Here is a 21,731-nt window from a genome sequence, read left to right as displayed (position 1 = left end):
CGCTCTAGGCCCGCACGCCCAGTCTCATCCAGCGCACCAAGAGCTTCTCGACCTCCAGCAACAGCAGCAGGGCAACACCCAGCCCTATCGCCAGCAGTCCGGCCGCCAGGTCGACAGGACGGCTGTCGAACAGTGCCTGCATGGGCGGGGTGTAGGTGAACAGCAGTTGCACCAGGGTGACGCCGGCCACGCCCAGCAGCACCGCCGGGGTGCCCAGGACGCCGCGCAGGCTCAGCGAGGTTCCCTGCGTGTAGCGCACGCTGAACAGATAGAAGATCTCCATGATCACCAGCGCATTGACCACGATGGTGCGAGCCAGTTCGACCGAGTCGCCGCGGCGCAGCGACCACTCGAACATGCCGAAGCAGCCCAGCGCGAACAGCACCGAGACCAGGGCGACGCGCCACAGCAGATAGGGCTGCAGCAACTGCTCGTCCGGCGAGCGCGGCTTGCGCTGCATCAGCGTGGGCTCGGGCGGCTCGAAGGCCAGCGTCAGGCCCAGGGCCACGGCGGTGACCAGATTGACCCAGAGAATCTGCACCGGAGTGACGGGCAGGGACAGGCCCAGCAAAATCGCCGCAACGATGACAATCGCCTGACCGCCGTTGGTCGGCAAGGTCCAGGCAATGACCTTGCGCAGGTTTTCGTAGACGGTGCGCCCTTCCTTGACGGCGGCGACGATGGTGGCGAAGTTGTCGTCGGCCAGCACCATGCCTGCGGCCTCCTTGGCGGCAGCCGTGCCGGTGATGCCCATGGCCACACCGATGTCGGCACGCTTGAGTGCCGGTGCGTCGTTGACGCCGTCACCAGTCATGGCGATGACGCTGCGATCTGCCTGCAGGGCCTGCACCAGGCGCAGCTTGTGTTCCGGACTGGTACGGGCGAATACCGTGGAGGCTCTGGCCACGTCGATCAGCTGGGCATCGTTGAGCCCGTCCAGCTCATGGCCTGAAGTGACTCGGATGGTGTCGGCCAGCGCCAGTTCCCTGGCGATGGCGGCAGCGGTGGCAGCATGGTCGCCGGTGATCATCTTCACGGCAATTCCGGCACTGCGGCATTCGCGCACGGCCTCCTTTGCCGATTCTCGCGGCGGATCTATCATGCCCAGCACGCCAAGCAGGGTCAGGTCCTTGACATCGGCCATGTCCACCCTGTCCTTGGCATCCTCGGGCGCGAAGCTGGCCAGACCCAGCACACGATAGCCTTTGGCGGCCAGGGCATCGACCTGCTCCAGCCAATAGGCTGCATCCAGCGCCTGCAGGCCTTCAGCGCCCTGCTGGTCGCGGCACATGGCAAGAACCTGCTCCGGAGCCCCTTTGACGAAAACCACGGCTGGAGCATCAACTGGGCGGTGCAGAGTGGCCATGTAGCGGTGGACGGCATCAAAGGGAACTTCGTCGAGTCGGCGCCAGTCCTGACGCAGGCGCTCCACATCCAGACCGGCGCGCGTGGCCAGCGTCACCAGCGCGCCTTCCATGGGATCGCCTTCGACTGTCCAGGCCGTACCTTCGGCATGCCTTACATGGGCGTCGTTGCAAAGTGCCGCGCCCGTGGCGAAGTGCAGCAGCTGTGGATGCAGCGCAGGCTCGATCTCCTCGCCCGCCAGGGTGAAATGCCCCTGTGGCGCATAGCCCTCGCCTTCTATGTCGAAGCGGGAACCGGGCAGCACCACGGCGCGCACGCTCATTTCGTTGCGTGTCAATGTACCGGTCTTGTCGGAGCAGATGACCGAGACGGCGCCCAGTGTTTCAACCGCCGGCAGACTGCGCACGATGGCATAGCGTGCGGCCATACGCTGCACGCCAATGGCCAGCGCAATCGTCATGACCACGGGCAGGCCTTCGGGGATGGCCGATACGGCAATGCCAACCACAGCGATAAAGGCGTCGGCTGTGTCGTAGTCACGCACCCACAGCGCAAAGCAGAACATCAACGCGGACAGGCTCAGTATGGTGACGGTGAGCTGGCGCGCGAAACGGTCCATCAGCCGCGTCAGCGGGGTGGCCAGTGTCTGCACCGAACCCAGCATGGTGCTGATCTGGCCCAGCTCGGTACGCGGGCCTGTGGCTACCACCACACCCAGGCCTTGCCCCGCGGCAACCAGGGTGCCGGAGTAGGCCATGGAAAAGCGGTCGCCGAGAGCGGCATCGACAACCACCGGATCGGCCGACTTGTCGACGGCCACCGATTCCCCGGTCAGCATGGCCTCGTCCAGCTTCAGGCTGCTGGCGCGCAGCAGGCGCAAATCGGCCGGGACGCGATCGCCAGCCTCGAGCAGCACGCAGTCGCCGGCGACAAGTTCTTCTGCAGGCACCGCCATGCGCAAGCCGTCGCGCAGCACATTGGCGCGACTGGAAACCATGGCCTTCACGGCGTCCAGTGCCTTCTCGGCACGGCCTTCCTGCACGAATCCGAAGACCGCATTGATCAGCACCACCGCGAGGATGACCCCCGTATCGACCCAATGCTGCAGCAAGGCGGTGACCACGGCCGAGCCCAGCAGCACATAGATCAGCAGATTGTTGAACTGCGACAGAAAGCGCGCCAGCATGCTGCGCGAAGCGGCAGCAGGCAGGGCATTGGGTCCTTGCTGCTGCAAGCGCTCGCGGGCCTCTCCAGAGCTCAGCCCGGCGGCAGTCGATTGCAATTGAGTGAGTACGGTATCGGTAGCCAACGCGTGCCAGGCGGCAACGCGGTTCTGTTCCTGCATCTGAGACTCCCTGACGATTCAACTGAAACGCTTGTGAGCCGGATCTGTGCCCGGTTGGCTGGCTGCCGCGGAGAACGCGCCGTTGCATGGTATGCGCAGGGCAGGCCTTGCCACTGACTATAAGCAGGAATATCGATCATTGATTGACTGCAACGGGCTGATTGCCCCCGCCAGCCAACACTGCAGCGAAATCGGACTTTCAAGCTCGGCAATGCGCCCTGCAGTTGGTTCAGCCAGCTCTACCGGCGCGAGGCACCGGCTAAAAATCATATGAACCACTGGTTTTCATGGATTCCTCCCCAGATGAAATCTCATGACAATCAATTAAATTTTGTTGAGCAATTCAACACCAATTACTGAATCAACCTTCGCCACAAATAATTGTGGAACTTATGAATCCAGACCGCGCCACTCTTTCCCGCCGACTTTGCATCGCCTGTGCCATGACCAGCCTGTTCGCAGGCGCGGTGCAGGCACAGGATGCCTATCCCAGCAAGCCCATCCGCATCGTGATTGGCTATGCTCCGGGCGGCTCTGTCGACATGGTCGGCCGCGTGGTCGGGGACATACTGGCCAGGCAGTTGAACGCCACCGTCGTGGTCGAGAACGTGCCGGGCGCCGCAGGCGTGGTGGGAGCGCAGCGCGTGGTATCGGCCAAGCCCGACGGCTACACCTTGCTGGCAGGCTCCAGCAACGAAATGGCGGGCACCAAGTTTGTGAATGCCGCGCAGAAGTACGATCCGGCTGTAGATCTGACCCCGGTGAGCCTGACCGCCCAGGCCCCCAATCTGTGGGTGGCCGGTGCGCATGTTCCTGTCAAAACCGTGGATGACTTCGTCAGACTGGCCAAAGCCAACCCCGGCAAATACAGCTACGGCAGCCCCGGCATTGGCTCGACACCGCATTTTTCGGGAGAGCTGATCAAGAAGACCGCGGGTGTCTACCTCGTGCACATCCCCTATAGGGGCTCTCCCGCCATGACCAGCGATCTGGGTGGCGGCAACCTGGACTTCGCCATCCTCTCGCCAACCGCTGCAGCACCGCTAGCGCAGTCTGGAAAGATCAGGATTCTGGGCGCCACCACCGCCACCCGCATCGCCACGCTCAAGGAGGTGCCGGCGCTGGCAGAACACCCCGCGCTCAAGGGCTATGCCTTGAGCGGCTGGTTTGCTTTGGCTGCCCCCAAGGGTCTGCCTCCGGAAGTGCTGGCCAAGCTGCAAAAAGCGATACAGACAGGTCTCGCCGATCCGGCCATCCGTCAGAAGCTGGAAGCAGCTGGAACCCCGCCAGCCAAGGGCAATGAAAGCCTTGCCCAGGTGATGCGCACCGACATGGATAAATACGCCGAGCTGGTGAAGTTCGCAAGGATCACGGGCGACAACTAAAGCGGCGGCCTGCAGCACCCTATGCTCTCCTGCCCGCAGGGTCTTGCATCACCGTGCCCGGGTTTGTTTTCGGCAACCCTGCGACTAGGGCAGCCCCCATGGCATGCCCGCGCTCCTTCCCGGTAAAAGTGACAGGTTTCACCACTTGTCTCCGTCAAAAACCTTGGAGGGTAATTTCATGTCCTTGACTCACCGCGCCAGCTTTTCGACCCTGCTTTGCAGCAGCGCCTTCATGCTGTTCAGCCAGAGCGCCCTGGCCCAGGCTGCTGCACCCCAGGCGGGTATGCCCCAGCCGGGTGCGGCTCAGACCGGAGGCCTGTCCCGGACCATGGTCGGCAAGGCCGATGTTTCGGTACCGGGCCGCGAAGCCGTGGTGGCCAAGGTGGAAGTCGCCCCAGGCTCACGCGCGGGCCGCCATACCCACCCCGGCGACGAGATCAGCTATATCAGCGAGGGTGAGGTCGATCTGCTGATCGACGGCCAGTCGCCGCGCACGCTCAAGGCCGGCGAAACCTTTGTCGTTCCCGCTGGTGTGATTCATGACGCACACAATGCCAGCAATGGCACGGTCAAGCTGATTGGCGTGTATGTCGTGGAGAAGGGCAAGCCTCTGGCCACGCCGGCCCCTTGAGCACCGCACAGCTTCGACCGACCAACACAAGGCCGCAGTCCATCGCTGCGGCCTTTGTTTTTGCTCGACTCTTCTTCTGTAGGATCAACCCACATGAAGCACACCATTACCGCCCTGCTGCTGGGTGCAGCCTGCAGCTTGAGTCTTGCCGCATCGCCCACGCCGGCCGCGACTCAGGAGATCGAGTACCTGATCGGCCACCTCAAAACCTCGGGCTGCGAGTTCCAGCGCAATGGCAGCTGGCATGACAGCGCCAAGGCAGCCGAGCATCTGCGCGGCAAATACGACTATCTGCTCAAAAAGGGCTGGGTGGCAACAGCCGAGGACTTCATTGCCCGCGCAGGCACGGAGAGCAGCATCAGCCACAAGCCCTACCAGGTGCGCTGCAGCGGCAAAGAGGCCGAAGCCAGCGCCAGCTGGCTGCAGGCCGAGCTCAAGCGCTACCGCAACCGCCAGTAGCGCTCAGCAACCCGCATCAGCCTGCGCGCTTGACTGCCGCATCGCACCAGCGCTGCGCCACCTGGGGCGAGGTGCTGCAGACGGCATCGTGCGTGACCGTGGTCACGGCGCGCTCCAGCAGCTGGATATCGGCTTCGTGCTGACGTGCCACATGCGGGTCTTCGAAGAAGATGGCGCGGTGGCAGCGCTTTTCCAGAACCAGATCGGCAATCTGCGCATCACCGCCCAGCGGACCGCTGTTATAGCGGTCCACCCAGGGCTTGTCGGCAGGCCAGCCCTTGCTCCAGGCCATTTCGTTGAGTTTCTGACCCGTGGTGCCCGTGCCCACGCGGCGGCGGTAGCGGCTGAGCAACTCGAAGTTGTGTGCTGCAAAGTCCAGCATGGTGGGCTTCATGGCATCGTGGGCAATCAGCGCCAGCGTCTGGTTCTCATAGTCGTGAAAGCGGTCGGCATTGCGGTCGCGCGCCAGGCCAGCGTGAATGCGCTCCATCTCTATCCAGTCGCGCGTGGAAGCGACCGTGGAAAGAAAAGGCTTGCCGTGGATCACGCACTGGCGCTTCAGGGCCAGGGCTTCGGGGAAGATGGACGACGGATCCACCGGGTCCATCAGGTAGATAGCGCCGTCGAGAGTGCGCTCGTCACCCTCCATGCCCACCACCTCGGCCACCAGCCTCATGAGCCCGCCCTCGCGGCCATAGGGGTAGCGCACCAGGCCTTTGTAGCCCTGAAGCATGCTGGCCGCCGTGATGGCGTCATAGGTGCGGCCCACGGTATGAAAGCCCAGCTTGAGCTCGCGAATTCCGGCCTCGCAGGCGCGCAGCAGGGCAAACAGCGCGGCGTCCTCGGTTTGGTGGTGGAGTTTGTTGGCGGCAAGACCCAGGCAGATCGACATAGTGAACTAATCCTTCAAACAGGCTTCAAACGCTCGCAAACTCTGCGTAACCAGCTATGCATTTGCGGCTTGAAACACCCGCAAGAATATCGCCAATTCATGCACTCCAGATGACTGGGGGCAGGTCAGACAGCCATACTTGCACAGCACTTGACAGCCGCCATCTTCCGTCGCTCTTCTTCCATGCCCAAGACCTCACGCTTCTGGAGCCCTCGCCGCATCGCGGCTGCACTCGGTCTGGCCTTGCTGCTGGTGCTCGCGAGCTGGGGCATGCGCGAACTCGATGCCAGGCAGCGGGTCTGGATTTTTCAGCCCAGCGACCGCAGCTGGCCCGGAGCCAATACGACCGGCATGCAGGAGCGATGGATAGATTTTCGCAGCCGCGACGGCAGCGCCGCCAGGCTGCATGCCCTCTGGATGCCATCCAGCGATGCACGCGCTCCCCTGCTGCTGTTTCTGCATGGAGCGCGCTGGAATGTGACGGGCTCCTCGCCACGCATACGGCGCCTGCAGGCCATGGGCTTTTCGGTGCTGGCTGTGGACTACCGCGGCTTTGGCAAGAGCAGCCCGGCCCTGCCCTCGCAGGCCTCGGCCGCCGAGGATGCCCGTGCCGCCTGGGACTGGCTGGGCCGACAGGCCGCAGGCAGGCCGCGCTATATCTTCGGCCACTCGCTGGGCGGCGCCGTTGCCATCGATCTGGCCAGCTCCGTCAAGGATGAAAGCGGGGTGCTGGTCGAGTCCACCTTCACCAGCATTCCCGATGTGTTCGACTCCATGCGCTGGGGCTGGCTGCCCGTGAACTGGTTGATCACGCAGCGTTTCAACTCGGTCGACACCGTGGCGGACATCGGCTCGCCGCTGCTGGTCGTGCACGGCACGGCCGACCCGCTGATTCCGGCCCGGCTGGGCCAGCAGCTGTTCGATGCTGCGCGCGAGCCCAAGCGCCTGATCCTGGTCGAGGGCGCCAGCCATCACAACACCCAGTCCAAGGCACTGGCGCAATACCGCCAGGCACTGCATGAGCTGTTCGGCCTGAATCCGCGCTGAGCGACATCGCCACATACTGTCTCGTCAGCATACGGATCAATGGACAGGTTCTGATAGTCTGTCTGGCTATGTCTGCGCCGCCTGCCCTGAACTCAAAGCAAAATCCCGCTCAATCCATTGATGAGCAAGCGAAGAGTGCTCCTGAATCTGCAGCCCTCGTGATTCTCACACTGGGGCTGCTGCTGGGTCTGCAACCGCTGGCAACCGATCTCTATCTGCCCGCCCTGCCTCAGCTGCAGCAAGGCTTTGGCGCCCATGTCTCGCAGGCCCAGCTGACACTGACCGGCTTTTTGCTGGCCTTTGGCTGCTCGCAGATTTTCTGGGGCCCGCTGTCGGACCGGCTGGGCCGCCGCCCGGTCTTGCTGCTGGGCATCAGCGGCTATGTGATCGCCGCTCTGGGCTGCGCCAGCGCCCAGAGCATGGAGGCCTTGATTGCCTGGCGCAGCCTGCAAGGCGCAGCCCTGGGCGCCGGTGTGATGTGCGCGCGTGCCGTGGTTCGCGATCTCTACGCACCGCATATGGGCGCGCAAGTCATGTCCAAGGCGCTGACAGGCCTGGGCGTGCTGGCCTTTCTGGCCCCCATCAGTGGCAGCTTGCTCGTGGGCTGGCTGGGCTGGCGCTCCACCATGCTGGCCCAGGCCTTCATGGGCTGCCTGGCCTGGCTGCTGGTGGTGCTGCGCTTCAGGGAGTCGATTCCCCAGCGCAACCCGCAGGCGCTGCAAGCGGGCAATCTGCTGCGCACCTGGTTGCGCATTGTGCGCAACCCCATGTTCCAGGCCTACAACCTGCTGACCTGCTTCAGCTATGCAGGCCTGTTCACCAATCTGGCGGCCTCTTCGTTCACCTACATCAACGTGCTGCATATGGAGCGCACGCAATACGGGCTGATGCTGGGCGGCAACGCGCTGTGCTATATCGCCGGCACCTTCGCCTGCCGCCGTCTGCTGCGCAGCATGAGCGTGCAGCGCACCGTGGCCGTGGCGGGGGTGCTGTCGCTGACGGCAGGCTCCATCATGGGCCTGGCGGCCCTGGGCGATCTGCGCAGCATCTGGGCCTATGCCCTTCCCTTCTGTCTCTACCAGATCGCCCACGGCATTCACATGCCCTGCGGACAAAGCAATGCCATCGCACCCTTCCCCCAGGCAGCGGGCACGGCCTCGGCGATCAACGGCCTGGTGATGATGCTGATGGCTTTTGCCATGGGGCACTGGCTGGGACTGAATCTGGATGCGGATTCCACCATGCCGCTGGCTTTCGGCATCTGGTTCTGGTCGGCTTGCACTGCCATCACGGCATGGACGCTGGTACAGCGTTTTGGCATCAGCAAATCATGATTTGAAATAAGATGTTTGTGTTATTTAAAAACCAGTTTTTATTATTTTTCTTTTTATAGAGATTTTTTGAGAATGCCTGGACTGGCCAACGCGCCGCACTTTTGTGATCTCCAGCCATGCATTCCCGCCGCTCCTTTCTGCAGCAATCGCTGCTTGCCGCCAGCTCCGCTGGTTTCTCCCTCAGCTCTCTGGCCAAGGCCGCCGAGATATCCGCCGTTCCTCAGTCCAGCCGCATTCTGGTGGGCTTTGGCGCAGGTGGCGGCATCGATCTGCTGGCACGCGTGCTGGCCGAAAACATCGCCGCACAGCTGGGCAGGAGCCACTACGTGGTGGTGGACAACAAGCCCGGCGCCAACGGCCAGATTGCCGCACAGACTCTGCTCAACGCCCCCAGCGACGGCAGCACCTATCTGATCGCACCGCTGATCACCCCGGTGCTCTCGCAGATCGTCTACAAAAAGCCCGGCTACGACCCTGCACGCGACTTCTCTCCGGTGGGTCTGCTCGCGCATTTCCAGTTCGGCCTGGCCGTCCCCGCCAGGCATCCGGCGCGCAATATTCAGGAATATGTGGCCTGGCTCAAGGCCAACCCCGAAAAAGCCAACTTCGGCAGCCCTGCCGTGGGCAGCCTGCCGCATTTCTTCGGTCTGCTGCTGGGCGAAGCGGCCGGCGTCAACATCGTGCATGTGCCCTACAAGGGCGGTCCGGCCATGATGACGGATCTGATCAGCGGCCAGTTGGCCTCCGCCATCCAGACCACCAGCGAGCTCGCTCCGCTGCACAAGGAAGGCAAGGTGCGCATTCTGGGCACCTTCGGCAGCCAGCGCGGTCGCGAGCTGCCCGATGTACCGACCTTTGCCGAAGCCGGCTACCCCAAGGCCACAGGCAGCGGCTGGTACAGCCTGTGGGCACGCAAAGGCACTTCGCCCGAAGCCATTGCCGCCGTCAACCGCGCCGTCAACCACGCGCTGCAGGATCCCAAGCTGCAGCCCAAATGGGCGGAGCTGTCCCTGCAGCCGGACCCGCGCACGCCGCAGGCGCTGGAGCAGTTGCGCGTGGCCGAAGTCGCCAAATGGCGTCCCGTGATCACCAACTCCGGCTTTGCCATCGAATAAGCAGAACGACCTACTCATGACCGCACCGAATATCGTTTTCATCCTGGCCGACGATCTGGGCTGGGCCGACCTGGGCGTCTATGGCGCCACCGATTTCAAGACCCCGCATCTGGACCGCCTCGCCGCCCAGGGCGTGCGCTTCAATCAGGCCTATGCCAACTCGGCCGTCTGCTCCGCCACACGCATTGCGCTGATCACCGGGCGCTATCAGTACCGGCTCCAGGCCGGGCTCGAAGAGCCGCTGGCACGCCATGGCGCGCAACTAGGCCTGCCGGCCGATCACCCCACGCTGCCATCGCTGCTCAAGCAAGCGGGCTACGACACGGCACTGATAGGCAAATGGCATCTGGGCAAGCCGCCCGCCTACGGCCCGCAGCGCAGCGGCTACGACTATTTCTTCGGCAATCACAGCGGTGCCATTGACTACTTCACGCACAAGCCCGGCGTGGGCGAGCAGTTCAGCCCCGACCTCTGGCAAGGCAACGAGCCCGTGGAGCGCACGGGCTACTACACCTATATCCTGGGTGATGAGGCCACACGCTATGTCCATGAGCGCAAGGACCAGGACAAGCCCTTTTTCCTGTCGCTGCACTTCACGGCACCGCACTGGCCTTGGGAAGGGCCTGACGACGAGCATGTCGCGCACAACATCAAGGACCTGTTCCACTACGACGGCGGCAGTCTCAAGAAATATGGCGAAATCGTCGAGGCGCTGGACAAGGCTGTGGGCCAGGTGCTGCAGGCGCTCGATGACACCGGCCAGGCCGATAACACCATCGTCATCTTCACCAGCGACAACGGCGGCGAACGCTTTTCCAAGACCTGGCCTTTCACGGGCCAGAAAACCGAGCTGCTGGAAGGCGGAATCCGCGTGCCCACATTGCTGCGCTGGAGCGCCCGCATCCAGCCCCAGGTCCAGGAGCAGGTCACAGCCAGCTTCGACTGGTTGCCCACGCTGCTGGCCGCTGCAGGTGCCAGGCCACACCCCGACTTCCCCAGCGACGGCCAGAACATCCTGCCCATCCTGGAGGGCCATGCAGCCAATACCGAGCGCAGCCTGTTCTGGCGCTACAAATCACAGACCCAGCGTGCCGTGCGCCAGGGGCCCTGGAAATACCTCAAGATCAACGACAACGAGTTCTTGTTCAATGTGGAGGAGGACGCCCGCGAGCGCGCCAATCTCAAGGAGCATCAGCCAGCAATCTTTGCCGGCCTGCGCAGGCAATGGGAGGAATGGAACGAGCAATTGCTGCCCATCACGGCCGAAATCTACAGCCACGGCCTCTCGCCCGATATTCAGGCCGATCGCTATGTGCCGGCACGGCTGAGCCGGGGCTAGGCAGGGCACTAAGCCCCGCCGCTGCCGCCAGGCGGCAGGCTGCGTTATCCTTCACAACCAGCAAGAACCAATGACCGGCGGTCATTGGTTCTTGTGCTTTGACCTGTACGGATTTCGCCCCATGACTGCTGCCCACGCCCTGCCCTGTATCGCCATTGCCGGCCCCACTGCCTCGGGCAAGACTGCGGCAGCGCTGGCATTGGCCGAGCGGCTGGCACAGCGCGGGCAGAAGGCCGAGATCATCAGCGTGGATTCGGCCCTGGTCTACCAGGGCATGGACATCGGCACAGCCAAGCCTACAAGGGACGAGCTGACTGCCGTGCCGCATCACCTCATCGACATCATCGATCCACTGCAGGCTTATAGCGCGGCCGAGTTCGTGCGCGACACGCAAAAGCTGGTTACCGAAATCCGCGCCCGCCAGGCCATACCTCTGCTGGTGGGCGGCACCATGCTGTATTTCAAGGCGCTGATGGACGGGCTGGACGATATGCCCGCAGCCAACCCCGAAGTGCGCGCCATGCTGGACGCGCAGGCCGCCGAGCTGGGCTGGCCAGCCATGCATGCCAGACTAGCCCAGGTGGACCCCGTCACCGCAGCACGCCTGGCCCCCGGCGACAGCCAGCGCATCCAGCGCGCACTCGAGGTCTGGCATGTCTCGGGCAAACCGCTTTCAAGCTTTCACACGACCAGGAAAAAGACGGGCCCTGCCGAACAGATGGGACTTGCAACGCTTTTTTCGCTGGAGCCTGCAGAGCGAGCCTGGCTGCATCAGCGCATTGCGCTGCGCTTTGATCTCATGCTGGAGCAAGGCTTCCTCGACGAAGTGCGCAGCCTGCGCGCACGCGGCGATCTCCATCTGGACCTGCCCTCGATGCGCTGCGTGGGCTATCGCCAAGCCTGGGAAGTGCTGGACGCGCTGGAGGCCGATCCCGGCAAGCCGCTGGACATGGCGGGCCTGCGCGAGCGCGGCATCGCCGCCACACGCCAGTTGGCCAAGCGCCAGATCACCTGGCTACGCTCCATGCCCCAGCGCCATGCCATTGCCTGCGATGCACCCGGCGCCCAGCAGCAATTGCTGGATGCCGCCATGGCTGCCATTGACGCGGCACAGCAAGACGCCAGCTAAGCACCACGACCGCAGCCGCCCATCGTTAAGATCGCTGCATGGCTGCCACCGACTCACCCTACGCCCATCCGCTGCTGCAGGTCAGCGACCTTGCCAAACGCTATGGCGAGGGCGAGGCCCAGACCACGGTCTTCGCGCAGGTGAGCTGCGAGATCGCCGCCGGCGAGTTTGTCGCCATCGTCGGCAACTCCGGCGTGGGCAAGTCCACCTTTCTCAACTGCCTGGCCGGGCTGGACAGTTGGCAGCAAGGCCGGGTTCTGCACAACGGCACGGATCTTTCCACGCTCGATGAAGCCCGGCGTGCCATCTGGCGGCGCGCGCATCTGGGCTTTGTGTTCCAGGCCTTTCATGTCCTGCCCCATCTCGATGTGGCGCAGAACGTTGCCCTGCCGCTGATGCTGCTCGGGCGCATGGACGTGCAGGGTCAGCAGCGCGTGCAGCAGGTGCTGCAAGCCGTGGGACTCACAGGTCTGGGCCAGCGCCTGCCCCAGCAGCTCAGCGGCGGCCAACTGCAGCGCGTAGCCATAGCACGTGCCCTGGTGCATTCGCCGCCTCTGCTGCTGGCCGATGAGCCCACGGGCAATCTGGACCCATCCACAGCCCAGCAGACCATGGATTTGCTGCTGCAGCAAACCCGCGACAACGGCACGGCGCTGGTGCTCGTCACCCATTCCGCAGAAGCGGCCAGACGCGCCGACCGCGTGCTGCGGCTGACGGCAGGCGGCATGCAGGCCGAGCTCTCGGTGTCGCAGCAAACATCGCTAGGCCTGTGACTGCACGCCCCCCGCTTCTTATGCTGCTGAGCAGCTTCTCCTGGCAGGAGCTGCGCCAGCATCCCTGGCGCACGGCCACGGCGCTGATTGCCATCATGCTTGGCGCGGCACTGGGCTTTGCCGTCCATGTGATCAACCAGTCGGCACTGGACGAATTTTCCAGGGCGGTACGCAGCGTCAACGGCCAGCCAGATCTGCAACTGCACGCCATGCAGGGCGGTCTGCCGCTGGCACTCTATCCGCAGGTGGCGCAGACCCGGGGCATCGCCACCGCCGTTCCCTGGGTCGAAACCACGGTGTTGCTGCCGGGCAGCAGCGCAGATCCGCAGACGCGCGGCACACAAGGAGCGGCGCAAGGCGTGAGCTTGCGCGTGCTCGGCAGCGATGCCCTCAAACTGGCACCTGTCGCCCCGGCCCTGATGCCGCGCCTGTTTGAAGGCGGCAACCGGCTCGATCTGTTTGCTCCCGATGCCGTATTTCTCAATGCCGCCGCCTTGCAGGCTCTGCGTCTGAATCCTGAACAAGCCGCCAACGCCCCCATGCAATGGCTGCTCAACGGCCAGGCCCAGCAACTTCGCATTGCGGGCACGGTCGCCGCCAGCGGCGCACCGGTCGCAGTCATGGACATTGGCGCACTGCAGCAGAAGCTCGGCCTGTTTGACCGTATCGACAGGCTGGACCTTTTGCTGAACGACAGCGCCAGCCGCAGCCAGGTGACCACCGCCCTGCACGCCCTGCCGGCCTGGCAAGACCAGGTATTGATCCAGCAGCCCAGCGACGATCAGCAGCGCGTGGGCGAGATGTCGCGCGCCTACCGCGTCAACCTCACGGTGCTGGCGCTGGTGGCCTTGTTCACGGGAGCGTTTCTGGTGTTCTCGGTACTGGCACTCAGCGTGGCACAGCGCGCGCCGCAGTTTGCGCTGCTGGCCGTGCTCGGAGCCACGCCGCGCCAGCGCATGGCACTGGTGCTGCTGGAAGCGCTGGCGCTGGGGCTTATAGGCAGCCTGGCCGGTATTGCGCTGGGTACGGCACTGGCCTGGGTGGCGCTGCAGGTGCTGGGCGGCGATCTGGGCGGCGGCTTCTTTGCCGGCGTGCAGCCAGCCCTGCACTGGAGCCCTGTGGCAGCGCTGGTCTTCGGTCTGCTGGGCCTTGCCGCCACGCTGGCCGGAGCCTGGTGGCCCGCACGCGCCGCCATGGATTTGCCGCCAGCGACCACGCTCAAGGGACTGGGCAGCACGCATGAGAGAGCCCCGCGCCTGTGGCCCGCAGTGACGCTGCTTTCAGCCAGCCTGGTGCTGGCCTTTATGCCACCGGTGGCAGGTATCCCGCTGGCGGCCTATATGGCCGTGGGCCTGCTGTTGCTGGGCGGCATGTCAGCCCTGCCCTGGCTGCTGGGTTCGGTGCTGGGACTGGTACCCAAGGCCTTCTCGCGCCAGCCGCTGGCCATGCTGGCGCTGGAGCGCGCGCGGCGCATGCGCCACGCCACTACCGTGGCCGTGGGCGGTGTGGTGGCAAGCCTGAGCCTGGCCGTAGCCTTGACGGTGATGGTCACCAGCTTTCGCGGCAGCATGATGGAGTGGCTGGATGCCGTGTTGCCCGCCCCCATGTATGTGCGCGCCGCCGGCGGCTCCAGCCGTGTCGATGCAGCTCTGCTGCCGGCCGATGCGGCGCAGCGCCTGGAGCAGTTGCCCGGCATAGCGCGTGCCCAGGCCATGCGCAGCAGCCAGTTGGTGCTGAGCCCCGAGCGCCCGGCCATCAGTCTGCTGATTCGACCTCTTCAAGGGCAGCAGGCCATGCTGCTTCCCTGGGTGGAAGGCCCAATCCATGAGACACGCCCAGGCATTGCCGTGCACATCAGCGAAGCCGTGGCCCAGCTCTATGGCCTGAAGCCCGGTGATGCGTGGCCGCTGCTTTCCAAGGCTTTCAGCCTTCAAACCCATGACCACCAAACGCCGGGAGCTTCTTTTTACATAGCATCCGTGTGGCGCGACTATGTGCGTCAGTTCGGTGCCGTGGCCCTGGACTGGAAGGACTACCTGGCACTGGTGGGTCATGCAGGCAATGCTGCGCAGATCAGCGAGATCGCCGTCTGGCCGGAGTCCCAAAGCCAGTTGTCTGCCACCGATCTGCAAGCAGCGATAGAGCAGGCCCTCGGCACGCCGGGGCAGCCGCCCCCAGCGCTGGAGTTTGTCAGCAGCCAGGCGCTGCGCGAGCGCTCCCTGCGCATTTTCGATCGCAGCTTTGCCGTCACCTACTGGCTGCAGGCCGTGGCCATAGGCATAGGCCTGTTCGGCATTGCGGCCAGCTTCAGCGCCCAGGTACTGGCCAGACGCAAGGAATTCGGGCTGCTGGCCCATCTGGGCCTGACACGGCGCAATGTGCTGAGCGTGGTTGCCGCCGAGGGTCTGGCCTGGACCATGCTGGGCACCATCGCGGGCACGCTGCTGGGCCTGGGCGTGGCCGTGATCCTCGTGCATGTGGTCAACCCGCAGAGCTTTCACTGGACCATGGAGCTGCGCCTGCCCCTGCTGCGCCTGTTGGCGCTGGGCGCTGCCGTGGTGCTGGCAGGCGTCATCACCGCGTGGCTGGCCGGACGCCGGGCCGCCAGTGCCGACGCGGTGCTGGCCGTCAAGGAGGACTGGTAGCTATACCTGCACCCCTGTCAGCGTTTTTCACATGATTGCGCCGTTGCGCAGCGCACAATGAAACCTTCACCGCTGCGAGGAGTTCGTATGCAAATCCAGCCCTATCTCTTTTTCGATGGCCGCTGCGAAGAGGCCCTGGATTTCTACCAGGCCGCACTTGGGGCCGAGATCACCATGCTGATGCGCTACAAGGATGCTCCTCCGCAGCCCGAGTCATCGACCCAGCAAGGCTGCGGCCCGGGACAGATGGATCCCGAAAAAATCATGCACGCCAATGTCCAGATTGGCGAGACGCAAATCATGGCATCTGACGGCATGAACAGCGGCAAGCCGGACTTCAAAGGCTTTTCTCTGTCCATCACCGCGCCCAGCGAGAATGAGGCCGACCGCATCTTTGCCGCCATCGGCCAGGGCGGCAAGGTACAGATGGCGCTGGACACCACGTTTTTTGCGCGCCGTTTTGGCGTGGTGACCGACCGCTTCGGAGTCAGCTGGATGGTGATCGTTCCCCTGATCGATATCGGCTGAGGCAGCGCAAAGCAGCACCTCGAAGCTCATGACATTGCGCTGATCGGCTGGGCGACAATGGGCCATGCCTTATCAGCCCACGCCCTCCCAGCCTCAACAACCGGCACTGCTGGCCTTGTCACGCAGGCAGTCCCTGCAGAGGCTGGCTGCTGCCGGGCTGGGCTGGGCTACCCTGGGCCTGCCTCTGCCAGGCATGGCTTTGCCGTTCAGAACCTTGCAGTTTCCACGCGACTTCGGCAGCCACCCTGATCTGCAGACGGAGTGGTGGTACATCACCGGACAGTTGCAGGCCGGCGGCAAGCCCTGGGGCTTTCAGCTGACTTTCTTTCGCTCGCGCATCGAAGCCGCGCAAGGCCTGCAATCGGCTCTTGCGGCCAAGCAGTTGATCTTCGCCCATGCGGCCCTGTGCGATGTCGAGGGCCAAAAGCTACGCCACGACCAGCGCATGGCGCGCGCGGGACTGGGCCTGGCCGGAGCCAGCGAAAACGATACCGATGTGCATATCAACGACTGGTATCTCCAGCGTCGACCCGTACCAGGACGAAGCGCCAGCGAAGCCAGTCGCTACAGAGCTCTGCTGAGCAACCAGGACTTCATACTGGATCTTGAATTTGACAGCACGCAGCCACTGCTTTTGCAGGGCTTGAATGGTCTTTCACGCAAAGGCCCGCGTGAGGAACAGGCCAGCTACTACTACAGTCAGCCTCAGCTCAAGGTCGGCGGCTCCATCACCGTGGGCGGGCAGCAGCTGCCTGTGCAAGCCAGCGCACACAACCGCGCCTGGCTGGACCATGAATGCAGCGCGGCCATCATGGACCCTGAGGCTCAGGGCTGGGACTGGATAGGCATGAATCTCGATGACGGCAGCGCCCTCACAGCCTTTCATCTTCGTCGCCACAATGGTTCGGCGCTCTGGGCCGGCGGCTCATTTCGTGCACAGAACCAGACTGCGCAAATCTTTGCCGCCGATCAGGTACGGTTCAAACCGCTGCGCCACTGGAGCAGCCCGCACAGCAAAGCAAGCTACCCTGTGGCCTGGAGCGTGCAGACACCGGCGGGCCGTTTCGAGGTTCATGCGCTGGTGGACGATCAGGAACTGGACAGCCGCGCCAGCACCGGCGCCATTTACTGGGAGGGCCTGTGCGAGCTGCGCAGCATCGGCGCCGATGGCACAAGCCGCCGCGTGGGCAACGGCTACCTGGAGATGACAGGCTATGCGAATGCGCTAAGGCTTTAGGGCCTGGGGCTTGCACACCAGAGCGCCGAGCTGATCGAGCAGAAGCTGCAGATGGCGCTCGCGCAAGCTCTCGCCCAAGAGATCGACCTGCAGCAGGCTCTGCCAGGTCGCGGCATGATCCACGCGGAAGCCGGACAGGGCCGAAATCAGATAGTGGACATCGACCGCGCTCAGCTGGTCCTTGAACAGGCCCTGCGCCACGCCGCGCTGCAGAATGCGCTCGATCGGCTCCAGCGCCGCCTTGCGCAACAGCTCGGTCTTGGAGATCTGGCCCAGCATCTCGCCGCCCTGGAAATTCTCCTGCAGCACCAGACGCGTGAACTCCTGGTTCTGCTCGTGATACTCGAAGCTCCTTTGCGCCAGCGCATGCAGCGCCTGCAAGGGCTCCAGCGCATCGAGATTGAGCTGCTCCTCCGACTCGCGAATATCCGAGTAGCTCTGCTCGATGACCGCGAGGTACACGTCTTTCTTGTTGCCGAAATAGTAGTAGAGCATGCGCTTGGCACAGCCCGCCTTGGCGGCAATGCGTTCCAGCCGCGCTCCGTCATAGCCGTAATTGGCAAACTCGGTCTTGCCCGCATCCAGCAGGGCTCGGCGCATATCGGCCGATGCCTCGTCTACCGAAGGCTGCTGGCTCAGTGAAGTTTCAGGACCTTGCTGCTCGCTCACGACCACATCTCCATTGACTCAAGCGCGCGAGCGTAACACGCAGCGCAGGCATGAAAAAAGGCCCCCCACGCTTCCCACTGCGTGTGGTCGCAGCCCCTCCGAGAGGGGCGCTGCCCGGCGATGAAAAAAGCCATGGCTCTGACGAGCCATGGCTGTTCGGGTTCAATGCCTGCGTCGCTTATTTGCCGCTATCGGGCAGCGCGTAGGCAATCACGTAGTCACCGCGGTCGGGCGACTGGCGGGCACCACCGGCCGAGATGACCACATATTGCTTGCCGGTCCTGGGCGACTTGTAAGTCATGGGGCCGCCCTGGCTGCCAACTGGCAGTCGGCCCTTCCAGATTTCCTTGCCGGTGGCGCTATCCCAGGCGCGCAGGTAGTAATCCTGCGTGCCGGCAAAGAACACCAGACCGCCCTGGGTCGCCAGCGTGCCGCCCAGTGTGGGCAGGCCCACAGGCATGGGCATGCGCATCTTGATGCCCATGGGACCCTGATCCTGCACCGTGCCCACGGGCACCTGCCAGACCACTTGCTGGGTCTTCATGTCGATGGCGGTCAGCGTGCCGAACGGAGGCTTCTGGCAAGGAATGCCCAGAGGCGACATAAAGCGGTCCTTGATCACCGCATAGGGAGTGCCTCCCAGCGGCACCTGACCCATGCCTGTGTTGGGCGCTTCACCGCCGTCGGACAGCTTGTCCTTTTTCTGCTGGGGCATCATCTGCACCCACAGGCCCAGACGCATGTCGTTCACAAAGATCAGATTGTTGCCGGGATCCGCAGACAGGCCGCCCCAGTTCATGCCGCCCAGCGAACCCGGGAAACTCAGCGACACATCGGTGCCAGGCGCGGTGAACAGGCCTTCATAGCGCATGGACTTGAACTTGATGCGGCAGATCAGCTGATCCACCGGCGTCGCGCCCCACATATCGGCTTCGGTCAGGGTCTTGGTGCCGATCTGCGGCATGCCCACGGACAGAGGCTGGGTCGGGGCATACTTTTCGCCAGGAATATGACCGGGCTTGACGGCAATGTCCTCCACCTTGGTCAGCGGCTTTCCGCTGTGGCGGTCCAGCACAAAGATCTGACCGGCCTTGGTACCGACCACCAGCGCTGGCGTCGTCTTTCCATCCGGCAAAGGGAAATCGATCAGTGTGGGAGCCATGGGAAGGTCGAAGTCCCACAAGTCGTTGTGCACGGTCTGATACACCCACTTTTCCTTGCCCGTGGCGGCATCCAGCGCGAGGATGGACGCACCGTACTTCAGGTCCGCTGCAGAGCGCGTGGCGCCATACAGGTCCACCGAAGCCGATCCCATGGGCAGGTACACCGTATTGGAGCTGGGATCGTAAGTTGTTCCCGCCCAGACATTGGCCGATGAGCGGGTGTAGGTCTCGCCGGACTTGAGCACTTCATTGGGCGTGGCCGAGCCTGAGTCGAACGCCCAGCGCTGTGCGCCAGTCATTACATCGAAGCCGCGAATCACGCCACCGGGCATGTCCACCTGTACGTTGTCGGCCACGCGGCCGCCGATCACCACCGTGGTGCCGGCCACCGTGGGCGCCGATGTCAGGGTGTAGAACGCGGGATTCGAAATAGTGCCGACGCCCTGCTTGAGGTCGACCACGCCGTGATCGCCGAACTCGCCGCACAGCTCGCCATTATCTGCGTTGATCGCAAACAGACGTGCATCGATGGTGTTCATCAGAATGCGGCGCTTGCAGGCGGCGCCAGCAGGCAGGCTCACCGCCTGCACCGGAGTCGATCCCGGCACGCTGGGCTGAACCAGTGCGGCATCCGCATCAAAGTAGGCCAGTCCGCGGCAGCGCTCCCACACACCGCCCACATGGGAGTTGGTGTCATGACGCCACAGCTGCTTGCCAGAGTCGGCGTCGAGCGCAATCACGTTGTTGCTGGGCGTGCAGACAAACACCTTGTCGCCCACCTGCAGCGGTGTGGTCTGGTCTTCAGCGCCGGCGCCAGTGGACTTGGGTACGTCGCCGGTGCGAAAAGTCCAGGCCACCTGCAACTGGCTGACGTTGTCCACGTTGATCTGATCCAGCGCGGCAAAGCGGTCGTTGTTGCTGCTGTTGCCGTAATGACTCCAGTCCTTTTGCTCGCTGGCCGCATCCACAGGCTTGCGTGCCACGGCAGACGGGGTCTGCACCTCGGGGTGAATCTGGAACATGGACACAAAGGCCGCCATGCCAGCCACCAGCATGACCGCCGCTGCAGCAAATGGCACCTTGCTGGACGACGCCTTGCCCGGCTCGCCAGCCTTGCGCAGCAGGGGCATGCTGGCCAGCACCACCACGGCTGCAAAGGTCAGCGCCAGCAGACGCGAAATCAGGCTCCAGTAATCCAGGCCCACTTCGGCCAGCGCCCACAACACGGTCGCGCCGAAAGTGCCAAGGTAGAACCATGCGCCGCTCACGCGGCGGCGAACCAGTTGCACGCCGGACAACAGCAGCCCCAGGCCAGCGAGCAAAAAGTACCAGCTGCCGCCCAGGCTGATGAGCTTGCCACCGCCTATCAAGAAGAACAGGCCGGCAAGCGCCAGCGCCGCCCCCAGAACCCAGAGCCAGATGCGCGCGGCCAAGGGCTGCGCCTGCTCCCGATGTGTCATATCGAACCTCGAACTGTATGCGCCTGCACGCGCACCGGCATCCGGCTGCACTCAGGCATTTTTGAAATGAGAAAAAAAGTCCATTGTTGTGAGAAATAAAGTCCATCGCTTGCAAACGTGTACCAGGAATTTCAGGAATCTCTGAAATTTCGATTTCCACGCTGAAGTCAGGACAATAAAAAAGGCCGCAGATGCGGCCTTTGGAGAGAGGGCGAAGCGCCTTATTTGCGACGCAACAGCCAGGCGATCAACTCGCCCATGATGCCCTTGCGGAACAGCAGCACACAGAGCACAAAGATCAGGCCGGTGACGATGGTGACCGATTCGCCCAGCGTGCCAAACCATTCCACTCCCGTGGTGTGCGCCAGAAAGGTACCGAACTCGCCGATCTTGTTTTCCAGCGCCACAACGACGGCCGAGCCCAGCAGCGGACCCGACAGCGTGCCCAAGCCGCCCATCAGCGTCATCAGAATCACATGCCCGGAGGTGGTCCAGTGCACATCGGACAAGGTCGCAAAGCCGAGCACCAGAGTCTTCAGAGAGCCGGCCAGACCCGTCAGGGCCGCAGAGATGACAAAGGCCAGCAGCTTGAAGCGGTTGACGTCATAGCCCAGGGAGATGGCGCGCGGCTCGTTCTCTTTGATGGCCTTGAGCACCTGCCCGAACGGCGAATGAATGGTGCGCACGATGAGCAGAAAGGCCGCTGCCACGATGATCAGCGCCACGTAGTACATGACCATATCGCTGCTCAGATCGATCACGCCGAACAGCTTGCCGCGCGGCACGCCCTGCAGGCCGTCTTCGCCGCCTGTGAACTTGGCCTGCAGCGCGACAAAGAACAGCATCTGTGCCAGCGCCAGCGTGATCATGGAGAAATAAATGCCCTGGCGACGGATGGCCAGCCAGCCAAAGATCAGGCCCAGCAGACCGCCGACCACCGTACCCAGCAACATGCCGACTTCGGGCGTAAAGCCCCAGGCCTTGATGGTGTAGCCAGCCACATAGGCCGCACCGCCCAGAAACGCGGCGTGGCCGAAGGACAGCAGACCCGTATAGCCCAGCAAGAGATTGAAGGCCGAAGCAAACAGTGCAAAGCACATCAGCTTCATGACAAAAACCGGATAGGCACCGAGGAAGGGCGCGACGATCAGGCCCAGCAGCAGCAGGCCATAGCCCACGGGGGCAATGCGTTGAACAAGCGTCTTGGATTTCATG

The 21,731-nt window shown here is 63.6% G+C and carries 17 protein-coding genes; 12 read left to right on the top strand and 5 right to left on the bottom strand.

All coding sequences use genetic code 11. From position 1 onward, the window contains the following. Nucleotides 1-4: 4 nt before the first annotated feature. Nucleotides 5-2,710 carry an HAD-IC family P-type ATPase gene (locus tag AAIL66_RS01715; protein ID WP_343495856.1) on the bottom strand — a complete coding sequence of 902 codons (2,706 nt, stop codon included), beginning with the start codon at nucleotides 2,708-2,710 and terminating at the stop codon, nucleotides 5-7. A 443-nt stretch (nucleotides 2,711-3,153) separates the two neighbouring features. Here AAIL66_RS01715 and AAIL66_RS01710 point away from each other — a divergent pair, with 443 nt between their 5' ends. The 3 genes from AAIL66_RS01710 to AAIL66_RS01700 all read left to right on the top strand — a co-directional run bounded on the left by AAIL66_RS01710 (nucleotide 3,154) and on the right by AAIL66_RS01700 (nucleotide 5,185). Beyond that, complete coding sequence (locus AAIL66_RS01710) at nucleotides 3,154-4,095, top strand: tripartite tricarboxylate transporter substrate binding protein (RefSeq protein ID WP_343495855.1); 942 nt, start codon at nucleotides 3,154-3,156, stop codon at nucleotides 4,093-4,095. A 178-nt stretch (nucleotides 4,096-4,273) separates the two neighbouring features. Further along, nucleotides 4,274-4,726 carry a cupin domain-containing protein gene (locus tag AAIL66_RS01705; RefSeq protein WP_034359911.1) on the top strand — a complete coding sequence of 151 codons (453 nt, stop codon included), beginning with the start codon at nucleotides 4,274-4,276 and terminating at the stop codon, nucleotides 4,724-4,726. A gap of 93 nt (nucleotides 4,727-4,819) precedes the next feature. Continuing rightward, entirely contained in the window at nucleotides 4,820-5,185 is a 366-nt protein-coding gene (locus AAIL66_RS01700) for a DUF5329 domain-containing protein (protein ID WP_034359909.1), read from the top strand. Between the two features lie 16 nt (nucleotides 5,186-5,201). Here AAIL66_RS01700 and AAIL66_RS01695 read toward each other — a convergent pair whose 3' ends face one another. Next, nucleotides 5,202-6,077, bottom strand: a complete 876-nt coding sequence (locus tag AAIL66_RS01695) for a hypothetical protein (protein ID WP_012837335.1) — start codon at nucleotides 6,075-6,077, stop codon at nucleotides 5,202-5,204. Between the two features lie 183 nt (nucleotides 6,078-6,260). On the opposite strand from AAIL66_RS01695, the gene AAIL66_RS01690 reads away from it, so the two are divergent. From AAIL66_RS01690 to AAIL66_RS01650, 9 genes are all read left to right on the top strand, one after another. Then, entirely contained in the window at nucleotides 6,261-7,124 is an 864-nt protein-coding gene (locus AAIL66_RS01690; RefSeq protein WP_034359907.1) for an alpha/beta fold hydrolase, read from the top strand. Between the two features lie 158 nt (nucleotides 7,125-7,282). Continuing rightward, complete coding sequence (locus tag AAIL66_RS01685) at nucleotides 7,283-8,458, top strand: multidrug effflux MFS transporter (protein ID WP_034378782.1); 1,176 nt, start codon at nucleotides 7,283-7,285, stop codon at nucleotides 8,456-8,458. Nucleotides 8,459-8,574: 116 nt separating this feature from the next. Next, nucleotides 8,575-9,573: a tripartite tricarboxylate transporter substrate-binding protein gene (locus tag AAIL66_RS01680; RefSeq protein WP_034378779.1), complete on the top strand. Its 999-nt coding sequence runs from the start codon at nucleotides 8,575-8,577 to the stop codon at nucleotides 9,571-9,573. A gap of 16 nt (nucleotides 9,574-9,589) precedes the next feature. Then, the gene (locus AAIL66_RS01675) at nucleotides 9,590-10,912 is read left to right on the top strand and encodes a sulfatase-like hydrolase/transferase (RefSeq protein ID WP_343495854.1); all 1,323 of its coding nucleotides are present in this window, start codon (nucleotides 9,590-9,592) and stop codon (nucleotides 10,910-10,912) included. Between the two features lie 121 nt (nucleotides 10,913-11,033). Continuing rightward, the gene (miaA, locus tag AAIL66_RS01670; RefSeq protein WP_045838303.1) at nucleotides 11,034-12,041 is read left to right on the top strand and encodes a tRNA (adenosine(37)-N6)-dimethylallyltransferase MiaA; all 1,008 of its coding nucleotides are present in this window, start codon (nucleotides 11,034-11,036) and stop codon (nucleotides 12,039-12,041) included. Nucleotides 12,042-12,079: 38 nt separating this feature from the next. Next, nucleotides 12,080-12,814, top strand: a complete 735-nt coding sequence (locus AAIL66_RS01665) for an ABC transporter ATP-binding protein (RefSeq protein ID WP_343495853.1) — start codon at nucleotides 12,080-12,082, stop codon at nucleotides 12,812-12,814. Nucleotides 12,815-12,834: 20 nt separating this feature from the next. Beyond that, on the top strand, nucleotides 12,835-15,459 hold the full coding sequence (locus tag AAIL66_RS01660; protein ID WP_343495852.1) for an ABC transporter permease: 2,625 nt from the start codon (nucleotides 12,835-12,837) through the stop codon (nucleotides 15,457-15,459). Nucleotides 15,460-15,546: 87 nt separating this feature from the next. Continuing rightward, nucleotides 15,547-15,987 carry a VOC family protein gene (locus tag AAIL66_RS01655; RefSeq protein ID WP_034378766.1) on the top strand — a complete coding sequence of 147 codons (441 nt, stop codon included), beginning with the start codon at nucleotides 15,547-15,549 and terminating at the stop codon, nucleotides 15,985-15,987. Nucleotides 15,988-16,051: 64 nt separating this feature from the next. Then, nucleotides 16,052-17,224: a carotenoid 1,2-hydratase gene (locus AAIL66_RS01650; protein WP_343495851.1), complete on the top strand. Its 1,173-nt coding sequence runs from the start codon at nucleotides 16,052-16,054 to the stop codon at nucleotides 17,222-17,224. Here AAIL66_RS01650 and AAIL66_RS01645 read toward each other — a convergent pair. The 3 genes from AAIL66_RS01645 to AAIL66_RS01635 form a co-directional block, all read right to left on the bottom strand. Then, entirely contained in the window at nucleotides 17,213-17,893 is a 681-nt protein-coding gene (locus AAIL66_RS01645) for a TetR/AcrR family transcriptional regulator (RefSeq protein ID WP_343495850.1), read from the bottom strand. The two genes, AAIL66_RS01650 and AAIL66_RS01645, sit on opposite strands and share 12 nt — an antisense overlap. A gap of 178 nt (nucleotides 17,894-18,071) precedes the next feature. Then, entirely contained in the window at nucleotides 18,072-20,516 is a 2,445-nt protein-coding gene (locus AAIL66_RS01640; protein WP_343495849.1) for a membrane-bound PQQ-dependent dehydrogenase, glucose/quinate/shikimate family, read from the bottom strand. Nucleotides 20,517-20,737: 221 nt separating this feature from the next. Continuing rightward, a complete protein-coding gene (locus tag AAIL66_RS01635; protein ID WP_034389398.1) occupies nucleotides 20,738-21,730 on the bottom strand; it encodes a branched-chain amino acid ABC transporter permease in 993 nt (330 codons plus the stop codon). Between the last annotated feature and the right edge of the window lies 1 nt (nucleotide 21,731).

It is taken from the genome of Comamonas sp. F1-6, assembly GCF_039581415.1.
In the GTDB taxonomy this organism is placed as follows: Bacteria; Pseudomonadota; Gammaproteobacteria; order Burkholderiales; family Burkholderiaceae_C; genus Comamonas; species Comamonas thiooxydans.
The sequence above is the reverse complement of the archived record's forward strand: the minus strand, read 5'-3'. Positions and strand labels throughout refer to the sequence as shown.

Coding starts and splice junctions, on each gene's coding strand:
- AAIL66_RS01660 (WP_343495852.1), top strand. CDS start 12,835: ATGCTGCTGAGCAGCTTCTCCTGGCAGGAGCTGCGCCAGCATCCCTGG.
- miaA (WP_045838303.1), top strand. CDS start 11,034: ATGACTGCTGCCCACGCCCTGCCCTGTATCGCCATTGCCGGCCCCACT.
- AAIL66_RS01635 (WP_034389398.1), bottom strand. CDS start 21,730: ATGAAATCCAAGACGCTTGTTCAACGCATTGCCCCCGTGGGCTATGGC.
- AAIL66_RS01690 (WP_034359907.1), top strand. CDS start 6,261: ATGCCCAAGACCTCACGCTTCTGGAGCCCTCGCCGCATCGCGGCTGCA.
- AAIL66_RS01705 (WP_034359911.1), top strand. CDS start 4,274: ATGTCCTTGACTCACCGCGCCAGCTTTTCGACCCTGCTTTGCAGCAGC.
- AAIL66_RS01640 (WP_343495849.1), bottom strand. CDS start 20,516: ATGACACATCGGGAGCAGGCGCAGCCCTTGGCCGCGCGCATCTGGCTC.
- AAIL66_RS01655 (WP_034378766.1), top strand. CDS start 15,547: ATGCAAATCCAGCCCTATCTCTTTTTCGATGGCCGCTGCGAAGAGGCC.
- AAIL66_RS01710 (WP_343495855.1), top strand. CDS start 3,154: ATGACCAGCCTGTTCGCAGGCGCGGTGCAGGCACAGGATGCCTATCCC.
- AAIL66_RS01695 (WP_012837335.1), bottom strand. CDS start 6,077: ATGTCGATCTGCCTGGGTCTTGCCGCCAACAAACTCCACCACCAAACC.
- AAIL66_RS01650 (WP_343495851.1), top strand. CDS start 16,052: ATGCCTTATCAGCCCACGCCCTCCCAGCCTCAACAACCGGCACTGCTG.
- AAIL66_RS01700 (WP_034359909.1), top strand. CDS start 4,820: ATGAAGCACACCATTACCGCCCTGCTGCTGGGTGCAGCCTGCAGCTTG.
- AAIL66_RS01715 (WP_343495856.1), bottom strand. CDS start 2,710: ATGCAGGAACAGAACCGCGTTGCCGCCTGGCACGCGTTGGCTACCGAT.
- AAIL66_RS01680 (WP_034378779.1), top strand. CDS start 8,575: ATGCATTCCCGCCGCTCCTTTCTGCAGCAATCGCTGCTTGCCGCCAGC.
- AAIL66_RS01675 (WP_343495854.1), top strand. CDS start 9,590: ATGACCGCACCGAATATCGTTTTCATCCTGGCCGACGATCTGGGCTGG.
- AAIL66_RS01665 (WP_343495853.1), top strand. CDS start 12,080: ATGGCTGCCACCGACTCACCCTACGCCCATCCGCTGCTGCAGGTCAGC.